The following is a 25852-nucleotide window of genomic DNA, read 5'->3' as shown; positions in this document are numbered from 1 at the left end:
GGGAGTCAATCGATGGGTGTCCAGCCGCGTGTCCTGGCCGATGTGATGACGCGATCGACGATCAGCGCCGAACGCAGCCCGTCGTCGAAGGTGGGCAGGCCTTCCGGCCGCTCGCCTGCGATGGCGCGGTAGGTGTCGGCGACGAACGCCTCGAAACAATCGCCGTAGCCCTGCGCGTGCCCGGCCGGCAGCGTCGCCAGCCGGCGTTGTTCGGTGCTGCCGGCACCCGGTCCGCGCACGAAGATTTCCTCGCGCTGGTCTGGCCGGCCGATCCACAGGCGTTCGGCGTCCTCCTGGTCGAACGCCACGCTGGCTTGGGCGCCATCGATCTCGAACCAGAGGCGATTGCGGCGCCCCGCCGAGACCTGGCTGACCGTCAACGAAGCCAGCGTGCCCGCGCCGGTTCTGAGCATCGCCATGGCCACGTCTTCGCTGGAGACCGTCTGCATCGCGCCGCCCGCCGCCGGCGTGGTGAAGCTCTGCCCGGTGTTGGTGCCGCGCTCGGCGATCACCGTCGCGAACGCGGCGCTGACCTCGGCGAAGCGCTCGCCGCTCACCCATTCCACCAGGTCGCACCAGTGCGAGCCGATGTCGGCGAACACGCGCGACGTGCCGCCCAGCGACGGGTCCACGCGCCAGTTGTTGCTGGCGGGGTCCAGCAGCCAGTCCTGCAGATAGCTGCCGTGGATCAGGCGCAGCGGCCCCAGCTCACCCTGGGCGATGCGGGCGCGCGCCTCGCGGACCACCGGGTGGTAGCGGTAGACGAAGGGCACCGTGGCGACCAGCCCGGTCGCGCGGGCCAGGGCCGCCAACGCCCGGGCGTCCTCCAGCGTCGTCGCCAGCGGCTTCTCGCAGATCACGTGCTTGCCGGCGTCCAGTGCCGCCTGCGCCATGGCGCGGTGCAGATGGTTGGGTGTGCAGACGTGCACGACCTGCACCTGCGGATCGGCGACCACCTCCTCGATATCGCGATACGCATGCGGGACATCCCACGCCTGCGCCACCTCGCGTGCGCGCTGCGGGGACGAGGCGGCGACGCCACGGACCGAGGCGCCGGCCAGCAGCGCCGCGCGACGGTGCACGGCGCCGATCATGCCGGTGCCGACGATGGCGATTCCAAGCTTGGGCATCGGGGGGATCCTCAAGGTGCGGAGGGGGCGGTCGCGACGGCGGGCCGGTCGCGGAACAGCAGCAGGAAGGCGACCAGCACGAGCAGCGCGACGCCGGCCGGGAACAGCCAGATGCGCTGCCAGTCAGGCCCCGTCGCGGTGGTGTAGTGCTCCACTACCGCGCCGGACAGGAACGTGCCGATCAGCATGCCCACGCCGTACGTGGCCAGGGTGATGAAGCCCTGCGCGCTGCTGCGCGCGGCGGGGCCGGCATGCGCATCGGTGTAGATCTGGCCGGTGACGAAAAAGAAGTCGTAGCAGATGCCGTGCAGCACGATGCCGATCACCAGCAGGGAGAAGCCGCCGCCCGCATCGCCGAAAGCGAACATCGCGTAGCGCACCACCCACGCCGCCATGCCCACCGCCAGCATGGTCTTGACCCCCAGCCGCACGAACAGGAACGGCATGGCCAGCATCAGCAGGACTTCGGACACCTGGCCCAGCGACTGCAGGCCGGCCGCGCCGCGCACGCCCAGATCGTTGAGGTAGGGGTTGGTGAAGTTGTAGTAGAACGCCAGCGGGATGCAGATGGCGATGGACGCCAGGAAGAACACCAGATAGGAGCGCGACTTCAATAGCCGCAGCGCGTCCAGCCCCAGGATCTGCCCCAGCCCGGCGTCGCGCTGCTGCGCCAGCGGCGGCGTGTGCGGCAGGGTGAAGGCGTACAGGCCCAGGGCCAGCGAGGCCAGCGCCGCCATCCGGAACGTCAGCTCGAGCCGATGCGCCTGTTCCCACCCCAGCCAGCCGATCAGCACGCCGGCCACGATCCAGCCGACGCTGCCGGCGACGCGCACCGGCGGGAACTGCTTTTCCGGCGCTTGCATGTGCCGCATGGCCACGCTGTTGGCCAGTGCCAGCGTCGGCATGAACAGCAGCATGTAGCCCATGACGCAGGCGAAGAACACGCCGAAGTTGGTCGCCGTGGATGCCAGCCACATGAGTACCGCACCGGCGAGATGCAGCACTCCCAGGATGCGCTGCGCCGCGAAATAGCGATCCGCGATCAGGCCGACCAGGAACGGCGCGACGATGGCGCCGATGGACTGGCTGAGGAACGCCGTCGCCACCTGGCTCGCGCTGGCGTGCAGCGGCCCCTGCACCAGGTACGTGCCCAGGGTCACGAACCAGGCGCCCCAGATGAAGAACTGCAGAAACATCATCGCGCCCAAGCGCGACATGGTGTGCGTCATGGCGTCCCCTCCCAGGGCGGTAATGACTCAGGTTCCCAGCATGCGGCGCAGCGATGCCGGATCGGCGCCGCTGCCGGCGAAGTCGTCGAAGGCGCGTTCGGTCACGCGGATGATGTGGTCGCGAATGAACGCGGCTCCCTCGCGTGCCCCATCTTCCGGATGCTTCAGGCAGCACTCCCACTCCAGCACCGCCCAGCCCGGGAAATCGTATTGCGCGAACTTGGAGAAGATCGCCTTGAAATCGATCTGGCCATCGCCTAGCGAACGGAACCGCCCCGGACGATCGATCCAGTTCTGGTAACCGCCATAGACGCCGCTGCGCGCGCTGGCGCGATACTCCGCGTCCTTGACGTGGAAGATGCCGATGCGCGCGTGGTAGCGGTCGATGAAACCCAGGTAGTCCATCTGCTGCAGCAGCAGGTGGCTGGGGTCGTACAGGATCTTGGCGCGTGGGTGCTGGTCGACCACGTCGAGGAAGCGCTCGAAGGTCGCGCCGTCGTGCAGGTCCTCGCCCGGGTGGATCTCGAAGCACAGGTCCACGCCGCAGGCGTCGAAGGCATCCAGGATCGGACGCCAGCGGCGGCCGAGTTCGGCGAAGGCCTCCTCCACCAGTCCGGGCGGGCGTTGCGGCCAGGGATAGAAGTAAGGCCAGGCCAGCGCGCCGGAAAACGTGGCATGCGCCGTCAGCCCGAGGCGCTGGCTGGCCTTGGCGGCCAACTGCAGTTGCTCCACCGCCCAGGCCTGGCGGGCGGCGGAGTTGCCGCGCTTGTCCGGCGGTGCGAAGCCGTCGAACAGGCTGTCGTAGGCGGGGTGGACGGCGACCAGCTGTCCCTGCAGGTGGGTGGACAGCTCGGTGATCTGCAGGCCATGCCCGGCCAGCATGCCGGCGAGGTCGTCGCAGTACGCCTGGCTGTGCGCGGCCTGGGCCAGATCGAACAGGTGGGGCGCGCTGGTCGGTACTTGTAGGCCAGAATAGCCCAGGCCCGCGGCCCATTCGGCCAGCGTGTCCAAGCGATTGAAGGGAGGTGTGTCGGCGATGAACTGTGCCAGGAACAGCGCTGGACCCTTGAGCGTCTTCAACGTGATTCGCCCTCATGCAATCGATTGAATCATCCTAGCATGGGCCTCCCGCAAGACCCGTTGTGCACTGCACAGCAGACACCAGAGCTCAGTTCATGGCGACAACCATCTACGACATCGCAAAGCACGTCGGCGTCACCGCGGGCACGGTGTCGCGGGCGCTTTCCCGGCCGGAAAAAGTCCTGCCCGCCACGCGCGCGCGCATCGAGCAGGCCGCCGCCGCGCTGGGCTATGTACCCAACACGGTGGCCAGGACGCTCAAGACCCAGCGCAGCGGCAAGCTCCTGGTCACCGTCCCGGACATCGCCAATCCCTTCTTCGCCCAGATCCTGCAGGGCGCGGAGGACGCCGCGCAGGCGGTCGGCTACGCCGTGCTGCTGGGCGATACCCAGCACCAGCCCGACCGCGAGGAGCGCTACGCGCAGATGCTCCCGCGCAACGAGGCAGACGGCCTGATCGTGCTGGGGCACCGCCTGCCGCCGACGGCGCGTGAGATCGTCAAACAGCAGGGCGGCGCCGCGCCGGTGGTCAACGGCTGCGAGTTCGACCCGGCGCTGGGGATTCCCAGCGTCCACATCGACAACGCGGCCGCCGCGCGCGCCGTGATGGAACACCTGTATGGACTGGGGCACGCGCGGATTGCCGTGGTGGGCGGCCCGCCCGACAATCCCCTGCATCAGCAACGACTGGAAGGGGTTCGCGCCTGCGCCAAGGCGCGCGGCCGCCTGCGCAACCTGACCGTCGTGCCGGGCGACTTCTCCGTGGAATCCGGCCATGCGGCGGCGATGGCGCTATTGGGCCGTACACCCGCGCCGACCGCGATCTTCTGCTTCAGCGATCAGATGGCACTGGGTGCCCTGGCGGCCTGCCGGGACCTGGGTATCCGCGTGCCGGACGACCTGTCCATCGTCGGCTTCGACGACCTGGCCTCGTCCAGTTACCTCACCCCCCCGTTGACGACCATCAGGCAGCCGATGCGGGAGATCGGTGTCCGCGCGGTCAACCTGCTGCTAGCCATCATCGAACGGGTGGACGTGCCGTTGCAGCAGACGCTGGACTTCAGCTTGATGGTGCGCGGGTCGACCGGCGCGCCGAGAGAGTAGGTGACGCCAGGGCGGCGGCGATGCGCCTGATCGGTGCGCGCTGCCGTTTCCACGGCAGACGACGGGCGTGCGGCCTCCGGGCAGCACGCTTTTTTGGTTTCCCGCCCCGACGTCGTCGGAGGTCGGCGCCCAGCTTCCGGCACGCCATCGGACAAGCGCCTGGATTAGACTTCACACGTACGTGACGCCAACAGGAACAGGGGAACAAGGAATGAAGAGGGGACTGTACGCAGTCGCGTTGTTGTGTCTGCTGGGAGCGGGGAATGCATGGGCGCAGGTGGATCTGGCGCCGTATCTGGTCAAGGAGCAGGTCGAAACGCTGAAGTTGTCGCCGACCGGCGAGTACTACGCGGCGACGGTGCCGCTGGAGGATCGGACCGCGCTGGCGATCATGCGCCGTTCCGACAACAAGATCGTCGGCAGCTTCTCGATGGAGAAGAACACCCACGTCTCCGATTTCGTGTGGGTCAACGACACGCGCGTGCTGTTCAACATGGTCCAGAAGATCGGGCAGCGGGACCGGCCCTGGGGCACCGGAGAGCTGTTCGCGATCAACGCCGACGGCGGCGCGGCGGAGCTGTTGGTGGGCCAGCGCGTCACCGGCAACGGGCCGGGCACGCTGATCCAGACCAAGAAGGTGGAGAAGGTCATCGCCCAGTGGGTGGGGCCGCTACCCGGCGACGATCGCAATTACATCATCCAGGCGCAACCGTTCAGCACCAGCCAGGATCCTTACAGCCGTACCGAAGTCATGGACGTCTATAGCGGCCGCCGGCGATTGCTGACCGGTTCGCCGAAGGTGCGTGGTGCAGATTTCTACAGCGATGAGCAAGGCAATGTGCGCTTCGCCTCGGGAGCCGATGCCGACAATGCCAAGAAGCTGTTCTATCGCGATGCGCAGGGCAGCGACTGGAAGCTGATCAACGACGAAAACGTCAGCCAACACGTGGAATTGCCGATTGGGTTCTCCGAGGATGGACATACCGCCTATCTCCTGGTCCAACAGGCCAAGGGCAGCGACGTGGTCGAGTCCTGGAATGTGGACAACGGGGAGCGCAAGGTGGTGGCGCGCGATGCCCTGGCCGATCCCTACGCGATCATCTATCGCCATGGCACCCGCGTCCCGGTTGGTGTCCAGGTGTTGGGCGACACGCCGCGTAGCCTGTTCTTCGATAGCGCCTCGCCCGAAGCCAAGACCCAGCGCTCGCTGGAAGCGGCATTCCCGGGACAGGCGGTCTACGTCACCTCGAGCACGCGCGACGGCCGGCTCAACCTGGTCAACGTGCAGTCCGGGCGCAATCCGGGCGAGTTCTACCTGTTCGACACCGTCGCCAAGAAGGCCGATTTCGTGTTCGCGCGCCGTGCTGCACTGCAGCCGCCGAAGCTGGCCGAGGTGCGGCCGATCGTGTTGCAGGCGCGAGATGGCCTGCCACTGCATGGGTTCGTGACGCTGCCGGCGGCGGCCAAGTCCGGCAAGGTGCCGATGGTGGTGATGCCGCATGGCGGCCCGTTCGGCGAATCCGACAAGGGCATGTTCGATGACGATGCGCAGATCCTGGCCAGCGCCGGTTACGCGGTGCTGCAGGTCAATTATCGCGGTTCCGGCAACTACGGGCGCGCGTTCCAGCAGGCCGGTGCCGGCCAATGGGGCGGCAAGATGCAGGACGACGTCACCGATGCCACCCGCTGGGCGATCGACCAAGGTATCGCCGACCCGCAGCGCATCTGCATGTACGGCGCCAGCTATGGCGCCTATGCGTCGTTGATGGGCGTGGCCAAGGAACCGACGCTGTATCGCTGCGCGGCCGGCTATGTCGGTGTCTACGACCTGCCGATGATGTATGTCAGGGGCGATGCCCAGCTGCGCGATGCCAGCCAGAATTTCTTGCGCGAATGGATGGGGACGGGCGATGGATTGGCCGCGATTTCGCCGGTCAATCTGGCGGACAAGATCAAGGTGCCCGTGTTCCTGGCGGCGGGTGGCGAGGACGAGCGTGCGCCCATCCAGCATTCCAAGAAGATGGAAGCGGCGTTGAAGAAGGCCGGCGTGCCGGTGGAGACGCTGTACGTCCCGACCGAGGGCCATGGCTTCTACACCGAGGCGCATCGTCGCGAGTTCTACACCCGGCTGCTGGCGTTCCTGAGCAAGTCGCTGGGCGGTGCGCAGGCGGCGCCGGTGGCAGCGAAGCCGTAAGGGGCTGTCGCCTGACCAGGCGCGCCGAGGTTCCGTGCGCCGCAGCTGTGCGGCATCAGTGCGGTCTGGTGCTTCCGGATCGCACTGATGCGGGGTGAATGCCCTAGCTCAGTGTGAGCAAGTGGCACTTGGAGGTCTTGCCGCCGTCATCGTCGTGGATGGCGCGGGGCTGAGCCTGCCCCTGCTCAGCGTGTGCCGCGGGCTTATCTGCGAGGTGAAAACTGGCGCAGCATCAAGTGCCGACCACCGCTTCGACACCGTCGTGCAGCCACATCCGGGTCTGCCGGGACGGCCGCTTCGAGACCTGCTGAGTGCGACTGTCAGGCAAACTGCCGAACGAAACGTTCCAGCCAAAGGAACGAGATCAACGGTGCCGTCAGCGGGCGGGCGCGCGTCGCCACCAACTCGTCCAGCAGTTGGAGGACGGCGTCTCTGTCGACCAAGCCCAAGTCGGCAAGGGCGCATTCGCTCAGTTGCACGGCGATCGTCTTGGCGTGATGTGCGATCAACTCCGGGAGCACATGCGCGAACGTTTCCTTGCAATAGTCTCGCGAAAATATGTCGCCTACGTTGGCCCGTAAATAGCGCCACATCGTTTCTCGATCTTTACGGCACTCGAGGGGGAGGCCCCGACAGAAAGCCACCAGATGTGGATCGCTTAAGGGATTGACAGGCCAGAGGCCTCGCCGAAGCAGATGGGGAGCCTGGCACGCGTTCGACGCCAATACGGATGCAGACAACAGACCGGTGGGAGCATCAAATCCACTGATCGAACGCGATGCAGTGAGCGCTCGGGGCGTCAACAACAGGTTCGCGCGACGTTTGGCTTCTGAAGCCACCCCGCTACCGGGACCTGCGCTGGGATGTTCCTCGTTCCGGTACATTGGGAACAGCTGGTCTCCGCCAATACCGGTGAAAAGCCATTCGCTTTCCTGTGCTTGAGCGCAGTCCCACAAATGTTCGAACGCTTCGAGATAGAACTCGACAAGGGGATAGTCCGGTCGAGCCGCACTCGGTTGCAGATCGAGCGTTGGTGGGAATGAAACGATAGGGATGCTCGTGTCGCGAAGGCCGAGCTTTTCAACAAGCATGCGACGGCGTTGTGCCTGGTTTTGACTGTCTCCCTCGTCGAGCAGGATTCCAAAGCTCAGGATGTTGTCATGCGATCGCGTCAGAGCGCATGCAACGGTCGCCGAATCCATGCCCCCACTCAACTCCGTGGCCACCCGCTTCGACGCGGGACGAATCGAAATGGCACGATGCAACAACTGCTCGAATCGCTCTACGCCGTAGTCGATCAGTTCTTCTTGGGAAGGCGATCCGATTTCAGCAGGCGAAGGATAGACGTAACGCGTCTTGCCCGGCTCGGCGTAAAGCGTGGCGCGTTCTGTCAGCATTACGACACCCGAACACAACTGTCTGGCGGAGTAGTCCGCGTTAAGTGCGAGACGCCGACTGGCCATCTCCAGGTCGATGGTGGTGGGTCGGGAAAAAAAGTCGGCCAGATCGTAGGAGAGTTCTACTGCGTCATCGGTGACCCGGCAATAGACCGGCACCGATGCGAGAAGGCCCGCGCGCAATTTCAGTCGGGATCCGGCCTGGGCCACTTCGATCATGAGATAATCAAGCGGCCATAGCAGAGCCTCTTTGTATAGCCGGTTGAATCGATCGGCATCGACCAGCACGCCCGTATCGTCTTTTTTCCATTCGACATCCGTGCAGCGCTCGCGTACCGTCGCGAACCACTGTCCCTGCGTGCGAACCACGACGGTTTCCAGCGCAGGGTGACGGTAGGGCGCGATCTGGCTGTTCCCGAGACACAGGATATTGTCCTGCCACACCGGGGAATGTTCGAGGTCGGAAAAAGCGACGTTGGCCTTGATCATGGCGACGCGGCTGCCTGCGATCGGCGTCGGATGGTTATCGCGCTTTAGAACAGAAGAGCGCCGCCTGATGGCGGCGCTCTTTATCGCGATGCCTTTGGTGCAATCGCCGTCGTTTTAGCCGCCAGGTTGCGTGGAGTACCCGCGAGAATCCTCACCAAGATAAGGCTTCATCTCGCAGACGCCAGGCGCTGCGATATTTTGCATGGGTTCGTCGAGCTGGATAGCGAAAGGATTGGATGGAGAATCTTGTTTCTCAAGCTTGCCATCTTGGATTTTCATCACAAAGCTCCTTTTCTAGATGTCGTCATGCGGCGACGAGCAGAACCTAGCACCGCGCCTGTAGCAAGACAAGATCTTTAAGATTTCAATAGTTTCATATGAACATATTGTATTGAGAGGTTCGAATGCCGATCTGCGTTGCCCATGCACCACTAATGCGCATTGAGGCGACGCTGGGGGGCTATGTGCCGGTGGGGAGGATGTACGCCCCGGCGGGGGGCATGGATTCCATGCCGAAGCGCATCGCTGGGCGTTCTACACTCGCGCGCTGGAACTGCTGAGTGCTCGCTGTGCAGCACGTAGGCGGTGCCGGCGTCGGCCAAACCGTGAGCGCTTGCGCCTGAGCATGTGCGCTCCAGGCGGCCGCATCGCTGTTGCACTGGCTCTGGTTGGATCTGTGGCGCAGCACGACTAGCAGGACTTATCGCCGAGGTCGTCCTTGACCATGCGAAATGCGCTGTGTCGATGTGAAACGGTTGCGTCGCCGCTCAGGCGACGCAACCCCTCAACGCACCCCATGCATCATCCGCCGCAGCAGTGGCGCGGCGAGGAAGGCCAGCACCGCACAGCCCACGCCGATCCACAGCAGCAGCCAGAACAGGTGCGCGTACTTGGCCGCGGCGTCGGCGATGTTGAGGGTCTGGCCATCCGGCACCTCGATCGCGGCCAGCTTGCCGAACAGCGCCGCCAGCGCCTCGGAGAACGCCGTGGCCAGGAACCAGGTGCCCATCATCAGGCTGACCACGCGCGGCACCGCGAGTTGGGTCACCGCCGACAGGCCGACCGGCGACAGGCACATTTCGCCCGCCTCCAGCACGAAGTAGGCCAGTACCAGCCACCACACGCTCGCCATCTGGCCGGTCGCGCCGACCTGTTGCGCGGCCAGCGCCAGCGGCACGAAGGACAGGCCGGCCAGCAACAGCCCCATGGCCGACTTGGCCGGCTTGGACGGCTCGCGCCCGCGCCGCGCCAGCCACGCCCACAGCGCGGCGAACAGCGGCGCCAGCAACACCAGGAACAGCGCTCCCAGGTAGGTCAGCGAGCCTGCGGTCTGCGGCAGCACCAGGCAGTCGCGGATCAGGAACAACAGCATCAATGCGCTGACCGCGACGAACAGTCGCCGTGGCGCCGACGAACCAGGGCGGCGGTCGGACAACGAGGCAGCCAGCACGAAGCCCAGCGGCGCCAGCAGCAGCGAGGCGATCGACCAGGGCAGAGGCGTACCGCCGCGGATCACCAGCGACGGTACGATGTCCTTGGTCATCAGCCGGTCGGTGAAGGTGACCCACGAGCCGTAGGTCTGCTCGTACAGGGTGAAGTACACCAGCGCCATCGCGATCAGCACCATCAGCGCGATCATCTGCTGGCGCTGCACCGGGGTGCACTGGGTGCCGGTGAACCAGGCGAACCACAGCAGCACCGCGCCGAGCACCAGCAGCATCAGCAGCAGGGCCAGGGAGATTTCCCCGCCCAGGCTGAAGGCGCCGTTGGCCGCGGCCCACATCAGCGCGGCCACCGGCAGCACGCCCAGCACGGCGCACAGGTAGATCGCCCATTCGCGCGGCACGCCGAGCACGCGCTCGCGCAGCAGCGCCGGCTGCGCCGGTTCGGCGTGGCCGTGCAGGTATTTCTGGCCCCACAGGAACATGCCCAGGCCGAGCAGCATGCCGATGCCGGCCGCGCCGAAGCCGTAGCGCCAGCCGTAGGCCTCGCCGAGGAAGCCGCAGACCAGCGAGGCGAACAGCGCGCCGAGGTTGATGCCGGCGTAGAACAGCGAGAAGCCGGCGTCGCGGCGCGGGTCGTCGGCGGGGTACAGCTTGCCGACGATGGTGGAAATGTTGGGCTTGAGGAAGCCCACGCCCATGATGATCAGCGCCAGCGACAGGTAGGTCACGCCCAGGGATGCGGTGTCGCGGACTACCTCACCGTTGATCCGGGTGGCGGCGTGACCCTCGAAGGCCATGCCGATGTGGCCGAGGACCAGCAGCAGGCCGCCGAACACCACCGCCTTGCGCATGCCCAGCCAGCGGTCGGCGAGCAGGCCGCCAAGCACCGGCACGCAGTACACCAGGCCTCCGTAGGCGCCGAGCAGGTCGAGTCCGGCGTCGTCGCCGAACAGGTGGTACTTGGTCAGGTACAGCAGCAGCAGCGCCTTCATGCCGTAGAAGGAGAAGCGCTCCCACATCTCGGTGAAGAAACAGACGTAGACGCCCTTGGGATGGCCGAGGAAATCGTCGCGCGCGTCGCGCAGCGGCAGGGAGGACACGGACACGGCGACTCTCGGCGCAGGAAGGCAGCGGCGGAGTATAGGCGCGCGGGCGCCCGCTCGAATGGCGGCACGCGGCATGGGCGGTTCGGCGGCGGGCGCACCCTCACCCCAACCCCTCTCCCGGTGGGAGAGGGGCTAGCTGCGGTTCCTTCTCCCGTCGGGAGAAGGTGCCCCGCAGGGGCGGATGAGGGTCGGGCGGAGCAGGTCATGACTGAGCGCGCTGCGCGCCGCCGCACCCTCACCCCAACCTCTCTCCCGGTGGGAGAGGGGCTGGTGCCGTTGCTTCTCCCGTCGGGAGAAGGTGCCCCGCAGGGGCGGATGAGGGTCGGGCGGAGCAGGTAATGACTGAGCGCGCTGCGCGCCGCCGTACCCTCACCCCAACCCCTCTCCCGGCGGGAGAGGGGCTAGCGTCGTTCCTTCTCCCCTCGGGAGAAGGTGCCCCGAAGGGGCGGATGAGGGTCGGGCGGAGCAGGTAATGATTGAGCGCGCTGCGCGCCGCCGTACCCTCACCCCAACCCCTCTCCCGGTGGGAGAGGGGCTAGCGCCGTTCCTTCTCCCTTCGGGAGAAGGTGCCCGGCAGGGGCGGATGAGGGTCGGGCGGAGCAGGTAATGGTTGAGTGCGCTGTGCGCCGCCGGACCCTCACCCCAACCCCTCTCCCAGCGGGAGAGGGGCTAACGCCGTTCCTTCTCCCGTCGGGAGAAGGTGCCCCGAAGGGGCGGATGAGGGTCCGGTACAGCAGGTAATGGTTGAGTGCGCCGCGCGCCGCCGTACCCTCACCCCAACCCCTCTCCCGATGGGAGAGGGGCTACTTGCTGCCTCAGCCTCTGCAAATCCCCAATCCCAAATCCCCAATCCCCGCCCCCAGGCATGTGCCACAAGCTGGGCACCGCGATGCTGGACTTGCCCGGCCCCAGACGCTAGCGTGCAAAGCGTTTTTGTCGTTTCAGGGGTAACCATGAACAACGCTGCCGCGCCGCGCCAGCTCACGTTCCGTGCCGTGGTGCTGGCCATCGTGCTGGCCGTGGTGCTGTCCGCCGCCAATGCCTACCTCGGTCTGTTCGCCGGCCTGACCATCGCCACCGCGATTCCGGCGGCGGTGGTGTCGATGGGGGTGCTGCGCCTGCTCGGCGGCGGCTCCATCCTCGAGAACAACATCGTGCAGACCGGCGCCTCGGCCGGTTCCTCGATCGCGGCGGGGGTGATCTTCACCATCCCGGCGCTGGTGATCATGGGCTACTGGCCGGACTTCAAGTACTGGTGGGTGCTCGGCATCGCCGGCATGGGCGGCCTGCTCGGGGTGCTGTTCTCGGTGCCGCTGCGGCGCTCGATGATCGTCGAGGACCCGCTGCCGTTCCCGGAGGGCAAGGCCGCCGCGGAAGTGCTCAAGGCCGGCGAGAATCCCGGGCCGGGGCTGAAGATCCTGGGCCTATCGGCGGCGATCGGCGGGCTGGTCAAGCTCGGTGCGGCCAGCGGCCTGAAGGTGATTCCGGATACCTGGGCGCAGGCCGCGTACATCGGCAGCAGCAAGATGGTCGGCTACGTCGGCACCAATCTGTCGCCGGCGCTGCTGGGCGTGGGCTACATCGTCGGGCTCAACGTCGGCATCGTGGTGCTGTCCGGCTCGATCCTGTCCTGGCACCTGGCCATCCCGCTCTACCAGCAGTTCTTCATGGGCTCCGACCCGGCGCTGGCGCAGAGTCTGGCCAATGCGCCGGCGGCCGAAGCCGCGTTCGGCATCTGGGCGGCCAAGGTGCGCTACCTGGGCGTGGGCGCGATGCTGATCGGCGGCGTGTGGACGCTGTTCTCGCTGCGCAAGTCGCTGCTGTCGGGCGTCAAGAGCGGCTTCGCGGCGGCGCGCAAGAGCACCGGCGGCGCCGCGGTGGCCGAGACCGACCGCGACCTGCCGATGAAGTGGATGCTGGTGGCGCTGCTGCTGTGCACGCTGCCGCTGCTGGGTCTGTACCAGGCCATCGTCGGCCAGTGGCACGTCAGCGTGCCGATGACCATCATCATGATCGTCGCCGGTTTCCTGTTCGTTTCGGTGTCCGGCTATCTGGCCGGCCTGATCGGCTCGTCGAACAACCCGGTCTCCGGCATCACCATCTCCACCATCCTGTTCGCCTCGGCGGTGCTGGTGCTGCTGCTCGGGCGCGATTCGCCGATCGGCGCGGTCGCCGCGATCATGATCGGCGCGGTGGTGTGCTGCGCCGCCGCGGTGGGCGGCGACAACCTGCAGGATCTGAAGGCCGGCTACTTGGTCGGCGCTACGCCGTGGAAGCAGCAGCTGATGCTGGCGATCGGTGCGTTCTCCTGCGCGTTGATCATGGCGCCGGTGCTGAACCTGCTGGCCCAGGCCTATGGCATCGGCGCAGCCACGCCGCAGCATCCGAATGCGCTGGCCGCGCCGCAGGCCACGCTGATGGCGTCGGTGGCCAAGGGGCTGTTCGGCGGCGAGTTGCCGTGGACCATGATCGGCATCGGTGCCGGCGTCGGTGCGGCGATCATCGCCCTGGACGAGTGGCTGAAGAAGACCGGCAAGCGCTTCCGCGTGCCGGTGCTGGCCGCGGCGATCGGTATTTACCTGCCGCTGGAACTGATGGTGCCGATCTTCCTCGGCGGCCTGCTGACCCACCTGGTCGAGCGTTTCCACAAGATCCGCGCCGACGACGAAGAGGGCCGCGACCGCGTGCACCGCCCGGGCACGCTGTTCGCTGCGGGTCTGATCACCGGCGAGGCGTTGATGGGCATTGCGATCGCGGTGCCGATCGTGGCCTCGGGCCGCGCCGATGTGCTGGCGCTGCCGGAAGCGTTCCACCTCAATCAGTGGTACGGCCTGGCGCTGCTGGCCTTCGTCGGCTGGCTGCTGTACCGCACCGGCCGCAAGGGCGAAGCCGCGGCCGCGCCGCGCGCGTAACCGGCGCAACCGCCTCGTGCAATGCAACATCCGAAGCCCGGCCCCGCGCCGGGCTTCGCTTTTTCCGGCCGGGCCCGCACGCCGCACGTGCCGATCTCGCCAGCTTCTCGCTGGCTGCTCCGCGCCGCGTGTGTCGCGCAGGCCAAGGAGCGAATTGCGCCGCAGCCGCGCGTGCATCGCGCTCCGCCACGCCACCGGAAGCCGGCCCAAACCGACCTCGCGCGTCTGGCCGAGCCAGCGCATCACACTGTCGATCCCGACGCGCCTTTCCATCCAGCGGCGGATCTGCCCGTCCGCGCTATCCGAACCCGGTCCCAGGCTGCTCGCGATCGCCCTGGCCGAACCAATGCACCTGCCAATCCCGATCCGCTTCTCATCCAGCCGCGCGTAGACCGCGGTCCGCCTGTTGCCCGACACCGGTCCGTCAGGCGCTTCGTAGTCCCAGCCGAGCCAGCGCCCCGCTCTTGCCAATCCCCAATCCCGATTCCCCAATCCCAGCCCCTCCATGACTTCAGTCCTTTGCGCCACGCCTACCGCGGCCCCTACCATCGACGTTTTGCCGTGTTCCGGAGACACCCGATGACCCTGCGCTACGCCTTGCTGCCCCTGGCCCTGCTGACCGCGCTGCCCGCGCTGGCCGCCACCCGCGGTTTCGAAGTTCGCGACATGGTCGCGCTGGACCGGGTGTCCTCGCCGCTGCTGACGCCCGACGGCGGCACGGTGATCTTCGCCAAGCGGCAGATGGACAAGGCGCTGGAGAAGTCCAGCACCAGCCTGTGGCTGCGCGACCTGCGCACCCGCGATGCGGCGCCGCCGAAGCGGCTGACCCCGGAAGGCTGGAACGTCAATTCGCCGGAGCTGTCGGCCGACGGCAAGACCGTGTACTTCCTCAGCGCCAAGTCCGGCCGCCAGCAGCTGTACGCGCTGCCGCTGGCCGGCGGCGCGCCGCGCCAGCTCACCGATTTCGCGCTGGACGTGGACAGCTACCGCATCGCCCCGCAGGGCGACCGCGTGGCCTTCAGTGCCGGCGTGTTCCAGGACTGCGGCTCCGACCTGGCCTGCACGCAGAAGCGCCTGGACGCCAAGAAGCAGTCCAAGGCCACCGGCGTGGTGTTCGACCAGTTGTTCGTGCGTCACTGGGATACCTGGAACGACGGCCGCCGCAACAGCCTGTTCGTCGCGCCGCTGCCGGCCGGCGCCAAGGCCAAGCCGGTCGCCGGTGCCTCTGCGGTGAGCGTGACCCTGGCCGGCGACATCCCCTCCAAGCCGTTCGGCGGCAGCGAGGACTACACCTGGGCGCCGGACGGGCAGTCGCTGGTCGCCAGCGTGCGCGTGGCCGGCCGCGAGGAGCCGTGGTCGACCAACTTCGACCTGTACCGGCTGGACGCCGCCGGCAAGGCCGCGCCGGTCAACCTGACCGCGTCCAACCCGGCCTGGGACGCCGGCCCGGTGTTCTCCGCCGACGGCAAGACGCTGTTCTATCGCGCGATGAAGCGCCCCGGCTTCGAGGCCGACCGCTTCGGCCTGATGGCGATGGACGTGGCCAGCGGCAAGACCCGCGAGATCGCCCCGCAGTGGGATCGCTCCGCTGGCGAGATCGTGCTGTCGGCCGACGGCAAGACCGTCTATACCACCGCCGACGACATGGGCCAGCACCCGCTGTTCGCGGTCGACGTGGCCGACGGCAAGGTCCGCACCGTGGCCGCCGACGGCAGCGTTGGTTCACCGGTGCTGGCTGGCAACACCCTGGCCTTCACCCGCAACAGCCTCAAGAGCGGCGACCAGATCATGGTCGCCGACGCCGATGGCCAGCAGCCGCGCGCCATCACCCCCAGCGCCGGCGAACTGCTCCCGGACGTGAAGTTCGGCGACTACGAGCAGTTCTCGTTCAAGGGCTGGAACAACGACACCGTGCACGGCTATGTGGTCAAGCCGTACAACTATCAGGAAGGCAAGACCTATCCGGTCGCGTTCCTGATCCACGGTGGCCCGCAGGGCAGCTTCGGCAACGGCTGGAGCTATCGCTGGAACCCGCAGACCTACGCGGGGCAGGGCTACGCGGTGGTGATGATCGACTTCCACGGTTCCACCGGCTACGGCCAGGCCTTCACCGATGCGATCAGCCAGCACTGGGGCGACCGCCCGCTGGAAGACCTGCAGAAGGGCTGGGACGCGGCGCAGAAGCAGTACGGCTTCCTCAACGGCGACAAGGCCTGCGCGCTCGGCGCCAGCTACGGCGGCTACATGGTCTACTGGATGGCCGGCAACTGGAACAAGCCGTGGAAGTGCCTGGTCGACCACGACGGCGTGTTCGACAACCGCATGATGGGCTACGCCACCGAGGAACTGTGGTTCAGCGAGTGGGAGAACGGCGGCACGCCGTGGCAGAACCCGGCCGGCTACGAGAAGTTCAACCCCATCCTGCACGTGGACAAGTGGAAGGTGCCGATGCTGGTGATCCATGGCCAGCAGGATTTCCGCATCCCGATGGAGCAGGGCCTGGCCGCGTTCGGCGCGCTGCAGCGCAAGGGCATCGAGTCCAAGTTCCTGTACTTCCCGGACGAGAACCATTGGGTGCTGAAGCCGCAGAACAGCATCCTCTGGCACGACACGGTCAACGGCTGGCTGAAGCAGCATATCGGGCAGTGAGGGGACCTGGGGCTCGGGTTTCCGGGCCCCTTCTGTGATACGGCCCAGGTCCCGGGATTCGGGATTCGGGATTCGGGATTCGGGATTTTCCCGCGATTTCAGTAATCCGATGGCCCTTGTGGGAGGGGCTTCAGCCCCGACGCCTTACTGCTAAAGCGTGGGGGCTGAAGCCCCTCCCACAAAAACAACAGGGCGCTTGCAGCACGTCGCTCCTGCGAAATCACCCGCGCTCTGCTGCTCTCTTTCGATCGTTGTTTACACCTCCAAACCTCCAAACCTCCAGCCGCGGCTCACGAATCCCGAATCCCCACTCCCCAATCCCCGCCCCACAGCCCGATGCCCTCGACGCCCCTGATCACCAACGACATCGTCATCTTCGGCCTGATCGCCGCCACCCTGGGTGCGGTGTTCTGGACCGCGGCGCGACCGTCGGGATTCTGGAAGCGCTTCTACGGCATCGTGCCGGCCCTGTTGCTGTGCTACCTGATTCCCGGCATCTACAACACCGTCGGGCTGATCGACGGCCAGCACAACTCGCTCTACAACCCGGTCGCGCGCGACGTGCTGCTGCCGGCGGCGCTGGTGCTACTCACCCTTACCATCGATCTCAAGGGCATCCTGCGGCTGGGGCCGAAGCTGGTGGCGATGTACCTGGGCGCGTCCTTCAGCATCATGCTCGGCGCGGTGGTCGCGTTCCAGGTGATGAAGTGGCTGCATCCGGTGACCGTGGCCGGCGACACCTGGGCCGGCATGGCCGCGCTGGCCGGCAGCTGGATCGGCGGCGGCGCCAACATGCTGGCGATGCGCGAAGTGTTCCAGGTCGATGCCACCACCTTCGGCCAGTTCGCGGTGGTCGACGTCGGCGTCGGCTACGTGTGGATGGCGCTGCTGATCTTCTTTGCGCAACGTGCGCCGGCGATCGATGCGCGCACGGGCGCCGACACCCGCGGCATCGACGACCTCAAGCAGCGCATCGCCCACTTCCAGGCACAGCACGAACGCGTGGCCAGCCTCACCGACCTGATGCTGATCGTCGGCGTGGCCTTCGGCGCGGTCGGCCTGGCGCATGCGATCGCCACCCCGACCGCGGCGTGGTTCGACGCCAACGTCAGCTGGGCCAAGCAGTTCAGCCTCGGCTCGCCGTTCGTGTGGGTGGTGGTGCTGGCGACCACCTTCGGCCTGCTGCTCAGCTTCACCCGCGCACGCACGCTCGAGGGCGCCGGCGCCTCGCGCATCGGCACGCTGCTGCTGTATTTCCTGATTGCCTGCATCGGCATGCAGATGGACCTGCTGGCGCTGTTCGACCGCCCCTGGATCTTCGCGCTGGGCCTGATCTGGCTGGTCGTGCACGTTCTGCTGTTGCTGGCGCTGGGCAAGCTGCTGCGGGTGCCGTTCTTCTATTTCGCGATCGGCTCGCAGAGCAACGTCGGCGGCCCGGCCTCGGCGCCGGTGGTGGCGGCCGCGTTCCACCCGGCGCTGGCCCCGGTCGGCGTGTTGCTGGGCACGATGGGCTACGCCACCGGCACCTACCTGGCCTATCTGGTCGGCATCACCCTGCGCGCGATGGCCGGCGCTGGCTGAGCCGCGGCTGCGTGACGGCCGCGGCCTGGTCGCGTGCGGCGGCGTGATATGGGTGCCGGCGCTGGGCCTGCTGCCATACGCCGCGGGCGTGGGTTTGGGCGTTGCGTTCGGCAGTGCGCTTGCGAAATTGCTGGTCTGGGTGGTGGACGCCACGGCAGGCGTCGGCGTGGACGCCTGCCGTGATGCAGTCGCAGGCGGCGACTACTGCATCGCCACGCTGCGCTGCCGTTCTTCCTGCTGTTGCGGGGGCGCCTGCAGGTTCTGTTGCTGCAACTGGCCGACGTTGGCCTGCGACGGCTCGTGCGCCGCGGCCGCGGTCTGGACCTGGCTGCGCAGATGCGCCGGGTTCTCCGGTTGCCCCTGGACCGCGAACAGTCGGTCGCCATCGCGGCTGGGCAGCACCTGGTCGATACGCTGCAGGCCGTCCTGGCCGGCGCGCGCGGCGACGCTGGCGGCGGTGTTGAGGAAGGCCGCGTCGTCGTGCAGGCCGAGCCGGTCGCGCTGGCCATCCAACTGCACCACCGCGTCGTTGAACAGGCGGCTGCCGGTCGACAGCGAACCTGATTGCGCCTGGCTCTGGACCTGACCCTGGCTCTGGTTCTGCGCCAGGTCCTCGGCCTTCATCACCGAATCGATGCCGTGCAGGTCCAGGCGGTGCTTGAGCATCATCCCGGGGATCAGGCGCTGGCCGAACGACAGCGGGTCCGGTTCCGGCAGCTGGATCTGGTGGCCGGCGGCGTCGGGCATCAGGCCGCGGGTCAGCAGGTTGTCTTCCTGCAGGTAGGTCAGCAGTTCGTTCTTGACGTGATAGCCGCGGATCAGCCCGTCGGCGGCATAGGCCTTGGCCGCGTCGGCATCCAGCCCTTCGCGCTCGAGCGTCTTGTTGTTGACCCCGGCGGCGTTGAAGGTCACCGCCGGCACGTCGTTGACCATCGACGAGGCCGCAGCCAGGCCGCCGCCCAGCGAGTGCCCGGAGATCAGCAGGTTGTCGCCGAAGGCCTGCTTGGCCTGGCTGCCGAGCTGGATCGCCGAGGCATACTGCGCGTCGGAAAAGCCCAGGCCCTGGCCGAGGTTGTGTTTCCAGTCCTTCAGTTCGTCGGTGCCGCAGAAGCCCAGCACCACGTTGCCCTGCGGGTTGCGGTAGAAGGCGGCATCGAAGCCGCTCTTGGCGTCGTGCTGCAGGCTGGGATCGATGCCGGCGCGCTGCAGCGCGGCGTCGTCCATGCGCGACCAGCCATCGGGCAACGCGGCGAAGGTCTCGGCGCCGCCGGCGCGGCGCTCGGCCGCGGTGTGGTAGAGATCCTGCAGCAACGGCGGCAGTTGCCGATCCACGGCCTGCGGCTGCTGGCCGCGGACCGCGTCGGAGAACGGGGTGGACGGATCGGACGGGGAAAGATCGCTCTGGTTCATGCGCGGCTCCGTGCGAGTGTGGCGACCGACCGCATCAGCGGGTCGCTTCCAGGGGGATGGCGTGGGCGCTCAGCCAGGCGCGCACGTCGTTGCGGACCTGCTGCGCGTTGGCGTTGAGCAGGCGCTCGGGCGTGTTGAAGAAGTACGCCTGGAAGGTCTTGCCCTGGGCATTGCGCAGGGCCGGATCGACACCGGCCTGCAGCAGCCTGGGCACCCACGGGTTGCCGGCGCTGCTCTGCGCGGCCAGGTGCAGCAACGAGTTGCCGGTGGCGTCGACCCGCTTCGGATCGGCGCCGGCCTTGAGCAGCATCTCGATCTGCGCGTCGCGCTTGCTCTGCACGGCGCGGAACAGCGGCGTCCAGTTCGCGCGCGCGCTCACCGGGTCGACCGGGGCGCCGTGCTGCAGCAGGATCTCCAGGTATTGCGGATCCTTGGCCATGGCCGCCATGTGCACCACGGTTTCCTGGTCCATGCCCGGCAGGGACGGGTCGGCACCGGCATCGAGCAGGGCCGCCAAGGCGCGCGGCTGTTCGTTCCAGATGGCCCATTCGAGCAGGGTGACGTTCTGGTCGCCGTGCGCGGACAGGTCCGTGCTGGGCGCCAGGGCGGCGATGCGGGCGACGTCGCCGCGCGCGATGGCGGCGGCGATGTCGGCGAGTGCGGGGTCGCGGAACGCGACCGAATGATCCTGCAGCGAGGCTGACATGGCGGAATGCTCCTTGGCGCCGGGCTGTGCGGCGCAACTGACCGAGAAGAACAGCGAGGTCGCGATTGCGATCAGGGCGGGGACGGGCGTACGCATGCAAGGCTCCTTTCCTGTTCGCGGTCCTGGGATGACGGCGCACGTCCTGGCGCCGTTGCCGATGCTAGCAGCGGATCGCAGTGGTGTTGTGCTAGTTTTGTGACGCGGTCTGCGAATCTCTGGTGGCGTCCCGCCAGGCGGTCCGTCGTTTAACCGGAAACAAACGCTTGGCGGCCGGGGATGTCGCCAAGACACGGATGCCGCCGAGACGCGATTGCTGCTGCGAGCGGGCAGGGCGGACAGGCAGCGCCGCAGGCGCGTACAGCGCGTGCGCCATGTGATTGGCCGCGCTGCCACGACTGCAGGCGCCGCACAGGCGAGGGACATGTGCGCAGCGGCATAATGGATGTTTTCCCAAAGGAGCGCGCGATGACGGCGACCCCCTTCGACCTGTTGATCAGCGATTGCGACGGCGTGCTCGTCGACAGCGAAGTGCTGGCCGACCGGGTGATGCTCGACGCGCTGGGCGCCTATGTGCCGCGGGCCGAACTGGAACAGTTTCTCGCCGGCAGCTTCGGCCTCACTGCGCAGGAAATCGTGCAGCGCGTGCAGCGACAGTACGCGTTGGCGCTGCCGTCGGGCCTGTACGAGGAGATCCGCACGCGCTCGGAGGCGCTGATTGCCGCCGAGGTGCAGCCGATCGACGGCGTGCGCGAGGCCTTGCTGGCGTTGCCGCTGCCGCTGGCGGTCGCCTCCAACAGCATGCGCGAGAGCGTGGTCGCCTCGGTGGCGCGCGCCGGCCTGAATGAGCGTGTCGGCGAGCGCATCTTCAGCGCCGACATGGTGGCGCGACCCAAGCCCGCGCCGGACGTGTATCTGCTGGCGGCGCGCACGCTGGACGTGGTGCCGGAACGCTGCCTGGTGATCGAGGACAGCGCCACCGGCGCCAGCGCTGCGCTGGCCGCGGGCATGACCGTGATCGGCTTTACTGGCGCCGCGCATATTCCGGCCGGACATGCCGCGACCCTGCGCCAGCTCGGCGTGGCCGCGGTGATGGAGCACATGCGCGAACTGCCGCAGACCTATGCGGAACTGGTGCGCGCTGCGGCGGCCTGAAGCGCGGGGATTCGGGAATCGGGATTAGGGAATGGGAGCGGCGCCGCGAGTGCATGGCATCCGCGTGCTTCTCCGTAGGAGCGGCTTCAGCCGCGACGTTTTGCCGGTAACGCGTCGCGGCTGAAGCCGCTCCCTCCTACGACAGCCAAGCGGCGATGCTCATTGCAAGCATCGCCGCAGTTTCACCACGATCACCGCCGCGTGATCCGTCGGGTTCGCCGACTACCTTCAGGCGCTGGCCACCAAATCCCCAATCCCAACTCCCCAATCCCCGCCCTTCAACAACAGCGAAACCCGCTCTTGCCGCCGTACCGCGCCTCCTGGCGCTCGCGGAAGAAGGTCTTGTAGTCCATCGGCTCACGGTCCGGGTGCTTTTCCAGCATGTGCCGCACGTAGTTGTCGTAGTCGGGAATGCCGCAGCACAGCCGCGCGGTCTGCACCAGGCGCCGCCATAGCCGGCGGTGCGCCTGGTACTGCCCGACCGGAACCAGGGCGCCAGCCATTACAGGTCCGCCATTTGATGCGGCTGCAAGGCCACATACGCAGTCTCGCGGTCGCTCCGCTGCGGGGTGCGGCGGGCGACGAGGATGGTCTTCACCGCGTAGATCAGCACGGAGAACACCACGAACAGGAACAGCGCGGTCAGCCCGGTGTTGACGTAGGCGTTGGTCACGATCTGCTGCATCTGCGCCACCGTCTTGGCCGGTGCGGTGATGGTGCCGCTGGCAATGGCGTCCTGGAACTTGTGTGCCTGCGCGAGGAAACCCTGCGCCGGGTTCGGGTCGAAGATCTTGATCAGCCCCGCGTAGGTGGTGCAGATCAGCAGCCACAGCGCCGGCACGATGGTGACCCAGGCGTAGCGGTCGCGCTTCAGCTTGAACAGCACCACGGTGCCCAGCATCAGCGCGATGCCGGCGAGCATCTGGTTGGAGATGCCGAACAGCGGCCACAGCGTGCGGATGCCGCCGTACGGATCCTTGACCCCGGTGTACAGCAGGTAGCCCCACAGCGCCACGCAGCCACCGGTGGCGACGATGTTGGCGGCCCACGACTCGGTCCGCTTCAGCGCCGGCACGAAATTACCCAGCAGGTCCTGCAGCATGAAGCGCCCGGCGCGGGTGCCGGCATCGACCGCGGTGAGGATGAACAGCGCCTCGAACAGGATCGCGAAGTGGTACCAGAACGCCATCATGTCCTCGCCCGGCAGCAGCTGGTGCAGGATCTGCGCGATACCGACGGCCAGGGTCGGGGCGCCGCCGGCGCGGGCCAGGATGGTGGTCTCGCCGATGTCGCGGGCGGTGGCTTCGAGCACATCGGGGGTGATCGCAAATCCCCATTCGCTGACCTTGGCCGCGACCGCGACGACGTCGTTGCCGACCATCGACGCCGGCGCATTCATCGCGAAGTACACGCCCGGCTCGATGATCGAGGCGGCGACCAGCGCCATCACCGCGACGAACGATTCCATCAGCATGCCGCCGTAGCCGATGTAGCGCATGTGCGACTCGTTGGCGAGCAGCTTTGGCGTGGTGCCGGAGGAGATCAGTGCGTGGAAGCCGGACACCGCGCCGCAGGCGATGGTGATGAACAGGAACGGGAATATGCCGCCAGTCCACACCGGGCCCATGCCGTTGTGCGCGTATTGCGTCAGCGCCGGCATCTTGAGGTCGGGCATGACCACCAGGATGCCGATGGCCAGGGCGATGATGGTGCCGATCTTGAGGAAGGTGGACAGGTAGTCGCGCGGCGCCAGCAGCAACCACACCGGCAGCACCGAGGCGACGAAGCCGTAGCCGATCAGCATCCAGGTGATCTGCACGTCGGTGAAGGTGAAGGCCGGGCCCCAGGTGGGATCCGCGGCGACCTTGCCGCCGAACCAGATCGCCGCCAGCAGCAGGATCAGGCCGACGATCGAGATCTCGCCGATCTTGCCGGGTCGGATGTAGCGCATGTACACGCCCATCAGGATCGCGATGGGCATGGTCGCGATCACCGTGAACATGCCCCAGGGGCTTTCCGCCAGCGCCTTGACCACCACCATGGCCAGCACTGCCAGGATAATGATCATGATCAGGAAGGCGCCGAACAGGGCGATGGTGCCGGGGACCTGGCCCATCTCCTCGCGCACCAGGTCGCCGAGCGAACGGCCGTTGCGACGGCTGGACAGGAACAGCACCACGAAGTCCTGCACCGCGCCGGCGAACACCACGCCGACCACCAGCCACAGCAGCCCAGGCAGGTAGCCCATCTGCGCGGCCAGCACTGGCCCGACCAGCGGCCCGGCGCCGGCGATGGCGGCGAAGTGGTGGCCGAACAGCACGTGCTTGTTGGTCGGTACGTAGTCCAGGCCGTCGTTGTTGAGCACCGCCGGCGTGGCCCGGGTGGGGTCGAGCTGCATCACCTTGTCGGCGATGAACAGGCTGTAGAAGCGGTAGGCGATCAGGTAGATCGACACCGCGGCCACCACGATCCACAGCGCATTGATGTGTTCGCCGCGGCGCAGGGCGATGGTGCCGAGGCAGAACGCCGCCAGGATGGCGAGTGCGGCCCAGGCCAGCTTGGAAAACCCTTTCATGCAGAACGCTCCCCCGGAGATTGTCGCAAGGGTCGCCCCGATGGCCTGGGGGGTCAATGGCGGGGAGGGCCGAGGGGCTAGTACTTTGGTCGTAGACGGTCCTTGTGGCGAACGGCGTGGCGGGACGGACGGCGCAGCGCTCGAGCCCCTCTCCCCCCGGGAGAGGGGTTGGGGTGAGGGTCCGGGGGCGAAGCCCTCGCGAAGCCAGCCTGCGCACGAGGCTGCGCCCGTACCCTCATCCGCCCCTGCGGGGCACCTTCTCCTGGTGGGAGAAGGGGAGAGGCGCGAGCCCCTCTCCCCTCGGGAGAGGGGTTGGGGTGAGGGTCCGGGGCGCAGCCCTCGCGAAGCAGGCCTGCGCACGAGGCTGCGCTCGTACCCTCATCCGCCCCTACGGGGCACCTTCTCCCGGTGGGAGAAGGGAGTTCATGGTCTCGACGGGAGTAGTGGGCACCTCAGGGACGCTTAAGCCCCTCTCCCCCCGGGAGAGGGGTTGGGGTGAGGGTGCGGGGCGCAGCCCTCGCGAAGCCAGCTTGCGCCATGGGGCAGGGCACGAGGCTGCGCCCGTACCCTCATCCGCCCCTGCGGGGCACCTTCCCCCAAAAAGGGGCCATGGTCCCGGAGGGAGAAGGGAACCGGTCGCCGCACCCGATGGAACGATGGGTTGCGCCGGTCGCGGTTGGCCGCGGTGGCGGCGGTGCCCACAGTAGGGAGCTCATCAGGAGATCGTCCGCCATGACCGCTTCCACCACCGTCGCCCGCGCGCGCATCCTGCGTGCCATTCGCGGCCACGCCACCGCCGACGGCGATGGGGTCAAGCTGACCCGCGTCATCGGCGGCGGTGCGCTGCCCGAACTGGATCCGTTCCTGCTGCTCGACGAGTTCGGCACCGACCGGGCCGAGGACTACATCGGGGGCTTCCCCAGCCATCCGCACCGCGGCTTCGAGACCGTCACCTACATGCTCGACGGGCGCATGCGGCACAAGGACAACCACGGCAACGAGGGCCTGCTGACCCCGGGCAGCGTGCAATGGATGACCGCCGGCCGCGGCCTGGTGCATTCGGAGATGCCGGAGCAGGAGCACGGGCGCATGCGCGGCTTCCAGCTGTGGGTGAACCTGCCGGCGCGCGACAAGATGACCGCGCCGCGCTACCAGGAGTTCGCGCCCGAGCGCATCCCGGTGGCGCAGCCGGCGCCGGGGGTGACGGTCAAGGTGATCGCCGGCCAGGTCGGCGAGGTGCAGGGCCCGATCGCGCAGCCGGCCACCGACCCGCTGTATCTGGACATCGCGCTGGACGCCGGCACGCGCTGGGCGTTCGAACTGCCGTCCGGACACAACGCCTTTGCCTACATGTTCGAGGGCGAAGCGGTGCTGGGCGAAGGCGAGGCGGCGCGCATGCTGCCGGCGCAGACGCTGGCGGTGCTCGGCGGCGGCGACCTGCTGCAGGTGCAGGCCGGCACGCAGGGCGCGCGGCTGATCCTGGTCGCCGGACGGCCGTTGCGCGAGCCGGTCGCGCGGCATGGGCCGTTCGTGATGAACACGCGCCAGGAACTGATGCAGGCCTTCGTGGATTTCCAGGAAGGGCGCTTCTGACGGCGCGCGTTGCGCGCCTTCTCTGCGGCGTCGTGCGGTTCGTCGTAGGAGCGGCTTCAGCCGCGACAGGTGTTCCCGGGAACACCTGTCGCGGCTGAAGC

General features: G+C 67.5%; 17 protein-coding genes. 7 read left to right on the top strand and 10 right to left on the bottom strand.

What is annotated here, in order from left to right:
* Nucleotides 1-5 precede the first annotated feature (5 nt).
* Genes PIQ37_RS12500 through PIQ37_RS12490 form a run of 3 tightly spaced genes read right to left on the bottom strand, consistent with a single transcriptional unit; the run spans nt 6 to nt 3439 of the window.
* Entirely contained in the window at nt 6-1130 is a 1125-nt protein-coding gene (locus tag PIQ37_RS12500) for a Gfo/Idh/MocA family protein (protein WP_342073726.1), read from the bottom strand.
* A gap of 11 nt (nt 1131-1141) precedes the next feature.
* On the bottom strand, nt 1142-2359 hold the full coding sequence (locus tag PIQ37_RS12495; protein ID WP_342073725.1) for a nucleoside permease: 1218 nt from the start codon (nt 2357-2359) through the stop codon (nt 1142-1144).
* Between the two features lie 27 nt (nt 2360-2386).
* On the bottom strand, nt 2387-3439 hold the full coding sequence (locus PIQ37_RS12490; RefSeq protein WP_342073724.1) for a sugar phosphate isomerase/epimerase family protein: 1053 nt from the start codon (nt 3437-3439) through the stop codon (nt 2387-2389).
* A gap of 95 nt (nt 3440-3534) precedes the next feature.
* Here PIQ37_RS12490 and PIQ37_RS12485 point away from each other — a divergent pair, with 95 nt between their 5' ends.
* Complete coding sequence (locus PIQ37_RS12485; protein ID WP_342073723.1) at nt 3535-4542, top strand: LacI family DNA-binding transcriptional regulator; 1008 nt, start codon at nt 3535-3537, stop codon at nt 4540-4542.
* Between the two features lie 430 nt (nt 4543-4972).
* Nucleotides 4973-6736: an alpha/beta hydrolase family protein gene (locus PIQ37_RS12480; protein WP_342073722.1), complete on the top strand. Its 1764-nt coding sequence runs from the start codon at nt 4973-4975 to the stop codon at nt 6734-6736.
* Between the two features lie 320 nt (nt 6737-7056).
* Here PIQ37_RS12480 and PIQ37_RS12475 read toward each other — a convergent pair whose 3' ends face one another.
* From PIQ37_RS12475 to PIQ37_RS12465, 3 genes are all read right to left on the bottom strand, one after another.
* Complete coding sequence (locus PIQ37_RS12475) at nt 7057-8622, bottom strand: asparagine synthase-related protein (RefSeq protein WP_342073721.1); 1566 nt, start codon at nt 8620-8622, stop codon at nt 7057-7059.
* A 114-nt stretch (nt 8623-8736) separates the two neighbouring features.
* Nucleotides 8737-8901, bottom strand: a complete 165-nt coding sequence (locus tag PIQ37_RS12470; RefSeq protein ID WP_170268151.1) for a hypothetical protein — start codon at nt 8899-8901, stop codon at nt 8737-8739.
* Between the two features lie 505 nt (nt 8902-9406).
* Nucleotides 9407-11173, bottom strand: coding sequence for a peptide MFS transporter (locus PIQ37_RS12465; protein WP_407136648.1), 1767 nt, complete (start codon nt 11171-11173; stop codon nt 9407-9409).
* Between the two features lie 953 nt (nt 11174-12126).
* On the opposite strand from PIQ37_RS12465, the gene PIQ37_RS12460 reads away from it, so the two are divergent.
* The 3 genes from PIQ37_RS12460 (at nt 12127) to PIQ37_RS12450 (ending at nt 18315) form a co-directional block, all read left to right on the top strand.
* Nucleotides 12127-14085 carry an OPT family oligopeptide transporter gene (locus PIQ37_RS12460; RefSeq protein WP_342073720.1) on the top strand — a complete coding sequence of 653 codons (1959 nt, stop codon included), beginning with the start codon at nt 12127-12129 and terminating at the stop codon, nt 14083-14085.
* Between the two features lie 579 nt (nt 14086-14664).
* Nucleotides 14665-16734 (top strand): S9 family peptidase, encoded by a 2070-nt coding sequence (locus tag PIQ37_RS12455; RefSeq protein WP_267095182.1) that lies wholly within the window; start codon nt 14665-14667, stop codon nt 16732-16734.
* Nucleotides 16735-17070: 336 nt separating this feature from the next.
* Nucleotides 17071-18315, top strand: a complete 1245-nt coding sequence (locus tag PIQ37_RS12450; protein ID WP_342073719.1) for a DUF819 family protein — start codon at nt 17071-17073, stop codon at nt 18313-18315.
* Nucleotides 18316-18516: 201 nt separating this feature from the next.
* On the opposite strand, the gene PIQ37_RS12445 is transcribed toward PIQ37_RS12450, so the two are convergent.
* Complete coding sequence (locus PIQ37_RS12445; protein ID WP_342073718.1) at nt 18517-19725, bottom strand: XVIPCD domain-containing protein; 1209 nt, start codon at nt 19723-19725, stop codon at nt 18517-18519.
* Between the two features lie 34 nt (nt 19726-19759).
* A complete protein-coding gene (locus PIQ37_RS12440; protein ID WP_342073717.1) occupies nt 19760-20527 on the bottom strand; it encodes an ankyrin repeat domain-containing protein in 768 nt (255 codons plus the stop codon).
* A 369-nt stretch (nt 20528-20896) separates the two neighbouring features.
* Here PIQ37_RS12440 and PIQ37_RS12435 point away from each other — a divergent pair, with 369 nt between their 5' ends.
* Nucleotides 20897-21583, top strand: coding sequence for an HAD-IA family hydrolase (locus tag PIQ37_RS12435; RefSeq protein WP_342073716.1), 687 nt, complete (start codon nt 20897-20899; stop codon nt 21581-21583).
* A gap of 278 nt (nt 21584-21861) precedes the next feature.
* Here PIQ37_RS12435 and PIQ37_RS12430 read toward each other — a convergent pair whose 3' ends face one another.
* Both PIQ37_RS12430 and PIQ37_RS12425 read right to left on the bottom strand, forming a co-directional pair.
* On the bottom strand, nt 21862-22086 hold the full coding sequence (locus tag PIQ37_RS12430; protein WP_017909376.1) for a YbdD/YjiX family protein: 225 nt from the start codon (nt 22084-22086) through the stop codon (nt 21862-21864).
* Nucleotides 22086-24158 (bottom strand): carbon starvation CstA family protein, encoded by a 2073-nt coding sequence (locus PIQ37_RS12425; protein ID WP_342073715.1) that lies wholly within the window; start codon nt 24156-24158, stop codon nt 22086-22088. The genes PIQ37_RS12430 and PIQ37_RS12425 overlap by 1 nt, the downstream gene beginning before the upstream one ends.
* Before the next feature lie 732 nt (nt 24159-24890).
* Between PIQ37_RS12425 and PIQ37_RS12420 the strand changes: the two genes are divergently transcribed.
* Nucleotides 24891-25751, top strand: a complete 861-nt coding sequence (locus tag PIQ37_RS12420) for a pirin family protein (protein ID WP_342073714.1) — start codon at nt 24891-24893, stop codon at nt 25749-25751.
* The last annotated feature ends 101 nt before the right edge of the window (nt 25752-25852 follow it).

The sequence above is a fragment of the Xanthomonas protegens genome (assembly GCF_038442435.1).
GTDB classification, from domain to species: domain Bacteria; phylum Pseudomonadota; class Gammaproteobacteria; order Xanthomonadales; family Xanthomonadaceae; genus Xanthomonas_A; species Xanthomonas_A sontii.
Note: the sequence above shows the minus strand (reverse complement) of the source record. Positions and strands in the feature narration are given on the sequence as shown.

Coding starts and splice junctions, on each gene's coding strand:
- PIQ37_RS12475 (WP_342073721.1), bottom strand. CDS start 8,622: ATGATCAAGGCCAACGTCGCTTTTTCCGACCTCGAACATTCCCCGGTG.
- PIQ37_RS12470 (WP_170268151.1), bottom strand. CDS start 8,901: ATGAAAATCCAAGATGGCAAGCTTGAGAAACAAGATTCTCCATCCAAT.
- PIQ37_RS12440 (WP_342073717.1), bottom strand. CDS start 20,527: ATGCGTACGCCCGTCCCCGCCCTGATCGCAATCGCGACCTCGCTGTTC.
- PIQ37_RS12495 (WP_342073725.1), bottom strand. CDS start 2,359: ATGACGCACACCATGTCGCGCTTGGGCGCGATGATGTTTCTGCAGTTC.
- PIQ37_RS12455 (WP_267095182.1), top strand. CDS start 14,665: ATGACCCTGCGCTACGCCTTGCTGCCCCTGGCCCTGCTGACCGCGCTG.
- PIQ37_RS12485 (WP_342073723.1), top strand. CDS start 3,535: ATGGCGACAACCATCTACGACATCGCAAAGCACGTCGGCGTCACCGCG.
- PIQ37_RS12450 (WP_342073719.1), top strand. CDS start 17,071: ATGCCCTCGACGCCCCTGATCACCAACGACATCGTCATCTTCGGCCTG.
- PIQ37_RS12430 (WP_017909376.1), bottom strand. CDS start 22,086: ATGGCTGGCGCCCTGGTTCCGGTCGGGCAGTACCAGGCGCACCGCCGG.
- PIQ37_RS12420 (WP_342073714.1), top strand. CDS start 24,891: ATGACCGCTTCCACCACCGTCGCCCGCGCGCGCATCCTGCGTGCCATT.
- PIQ37_RS12480 (WP_342073722.1), top strand. CDS start 4,973: ATGGAGAAGAACACCCACGTCTCCGATTTCGTGTGGGTCAACGACACG.
- PIQ37_RS12445 (WP_342073718.1), bottom strand. CDS start 19,725: ATGAACCAGAGCGATCTTTCCCCGTCCGATCCGTCCACCCCGTTCTCC.
- PIQ37_RS12460 (WP_342073720.1), top strand. CDS start 12,127: ATGAACAACGCTGCCGCGCCGCGCCAGCTCACGTTCCGTGCCGTGGTG.
- PIQ37_RS12435 (WP_342073716.1), top strand. CDS start 20,897: ATGACGGCGACCCCCTTCGACCTGTTGATCAGCGATTGCGACGGCGTG.
- PIQ37_RS12500 (WP_342073726.1), bottom strand. CDS start 1,130: ATGCCCAAGCTTGGAATCGCCATCGTCGGCACCGGCATGATCGGCGCC.
- PIQ37_RS12425 (WP_342073715.1), bottom strand. CDS start 24,158: ATGAAAGGGTTTTCCAAGCTGGCCTGGGCCGCACTCGCCATCCTGGCG.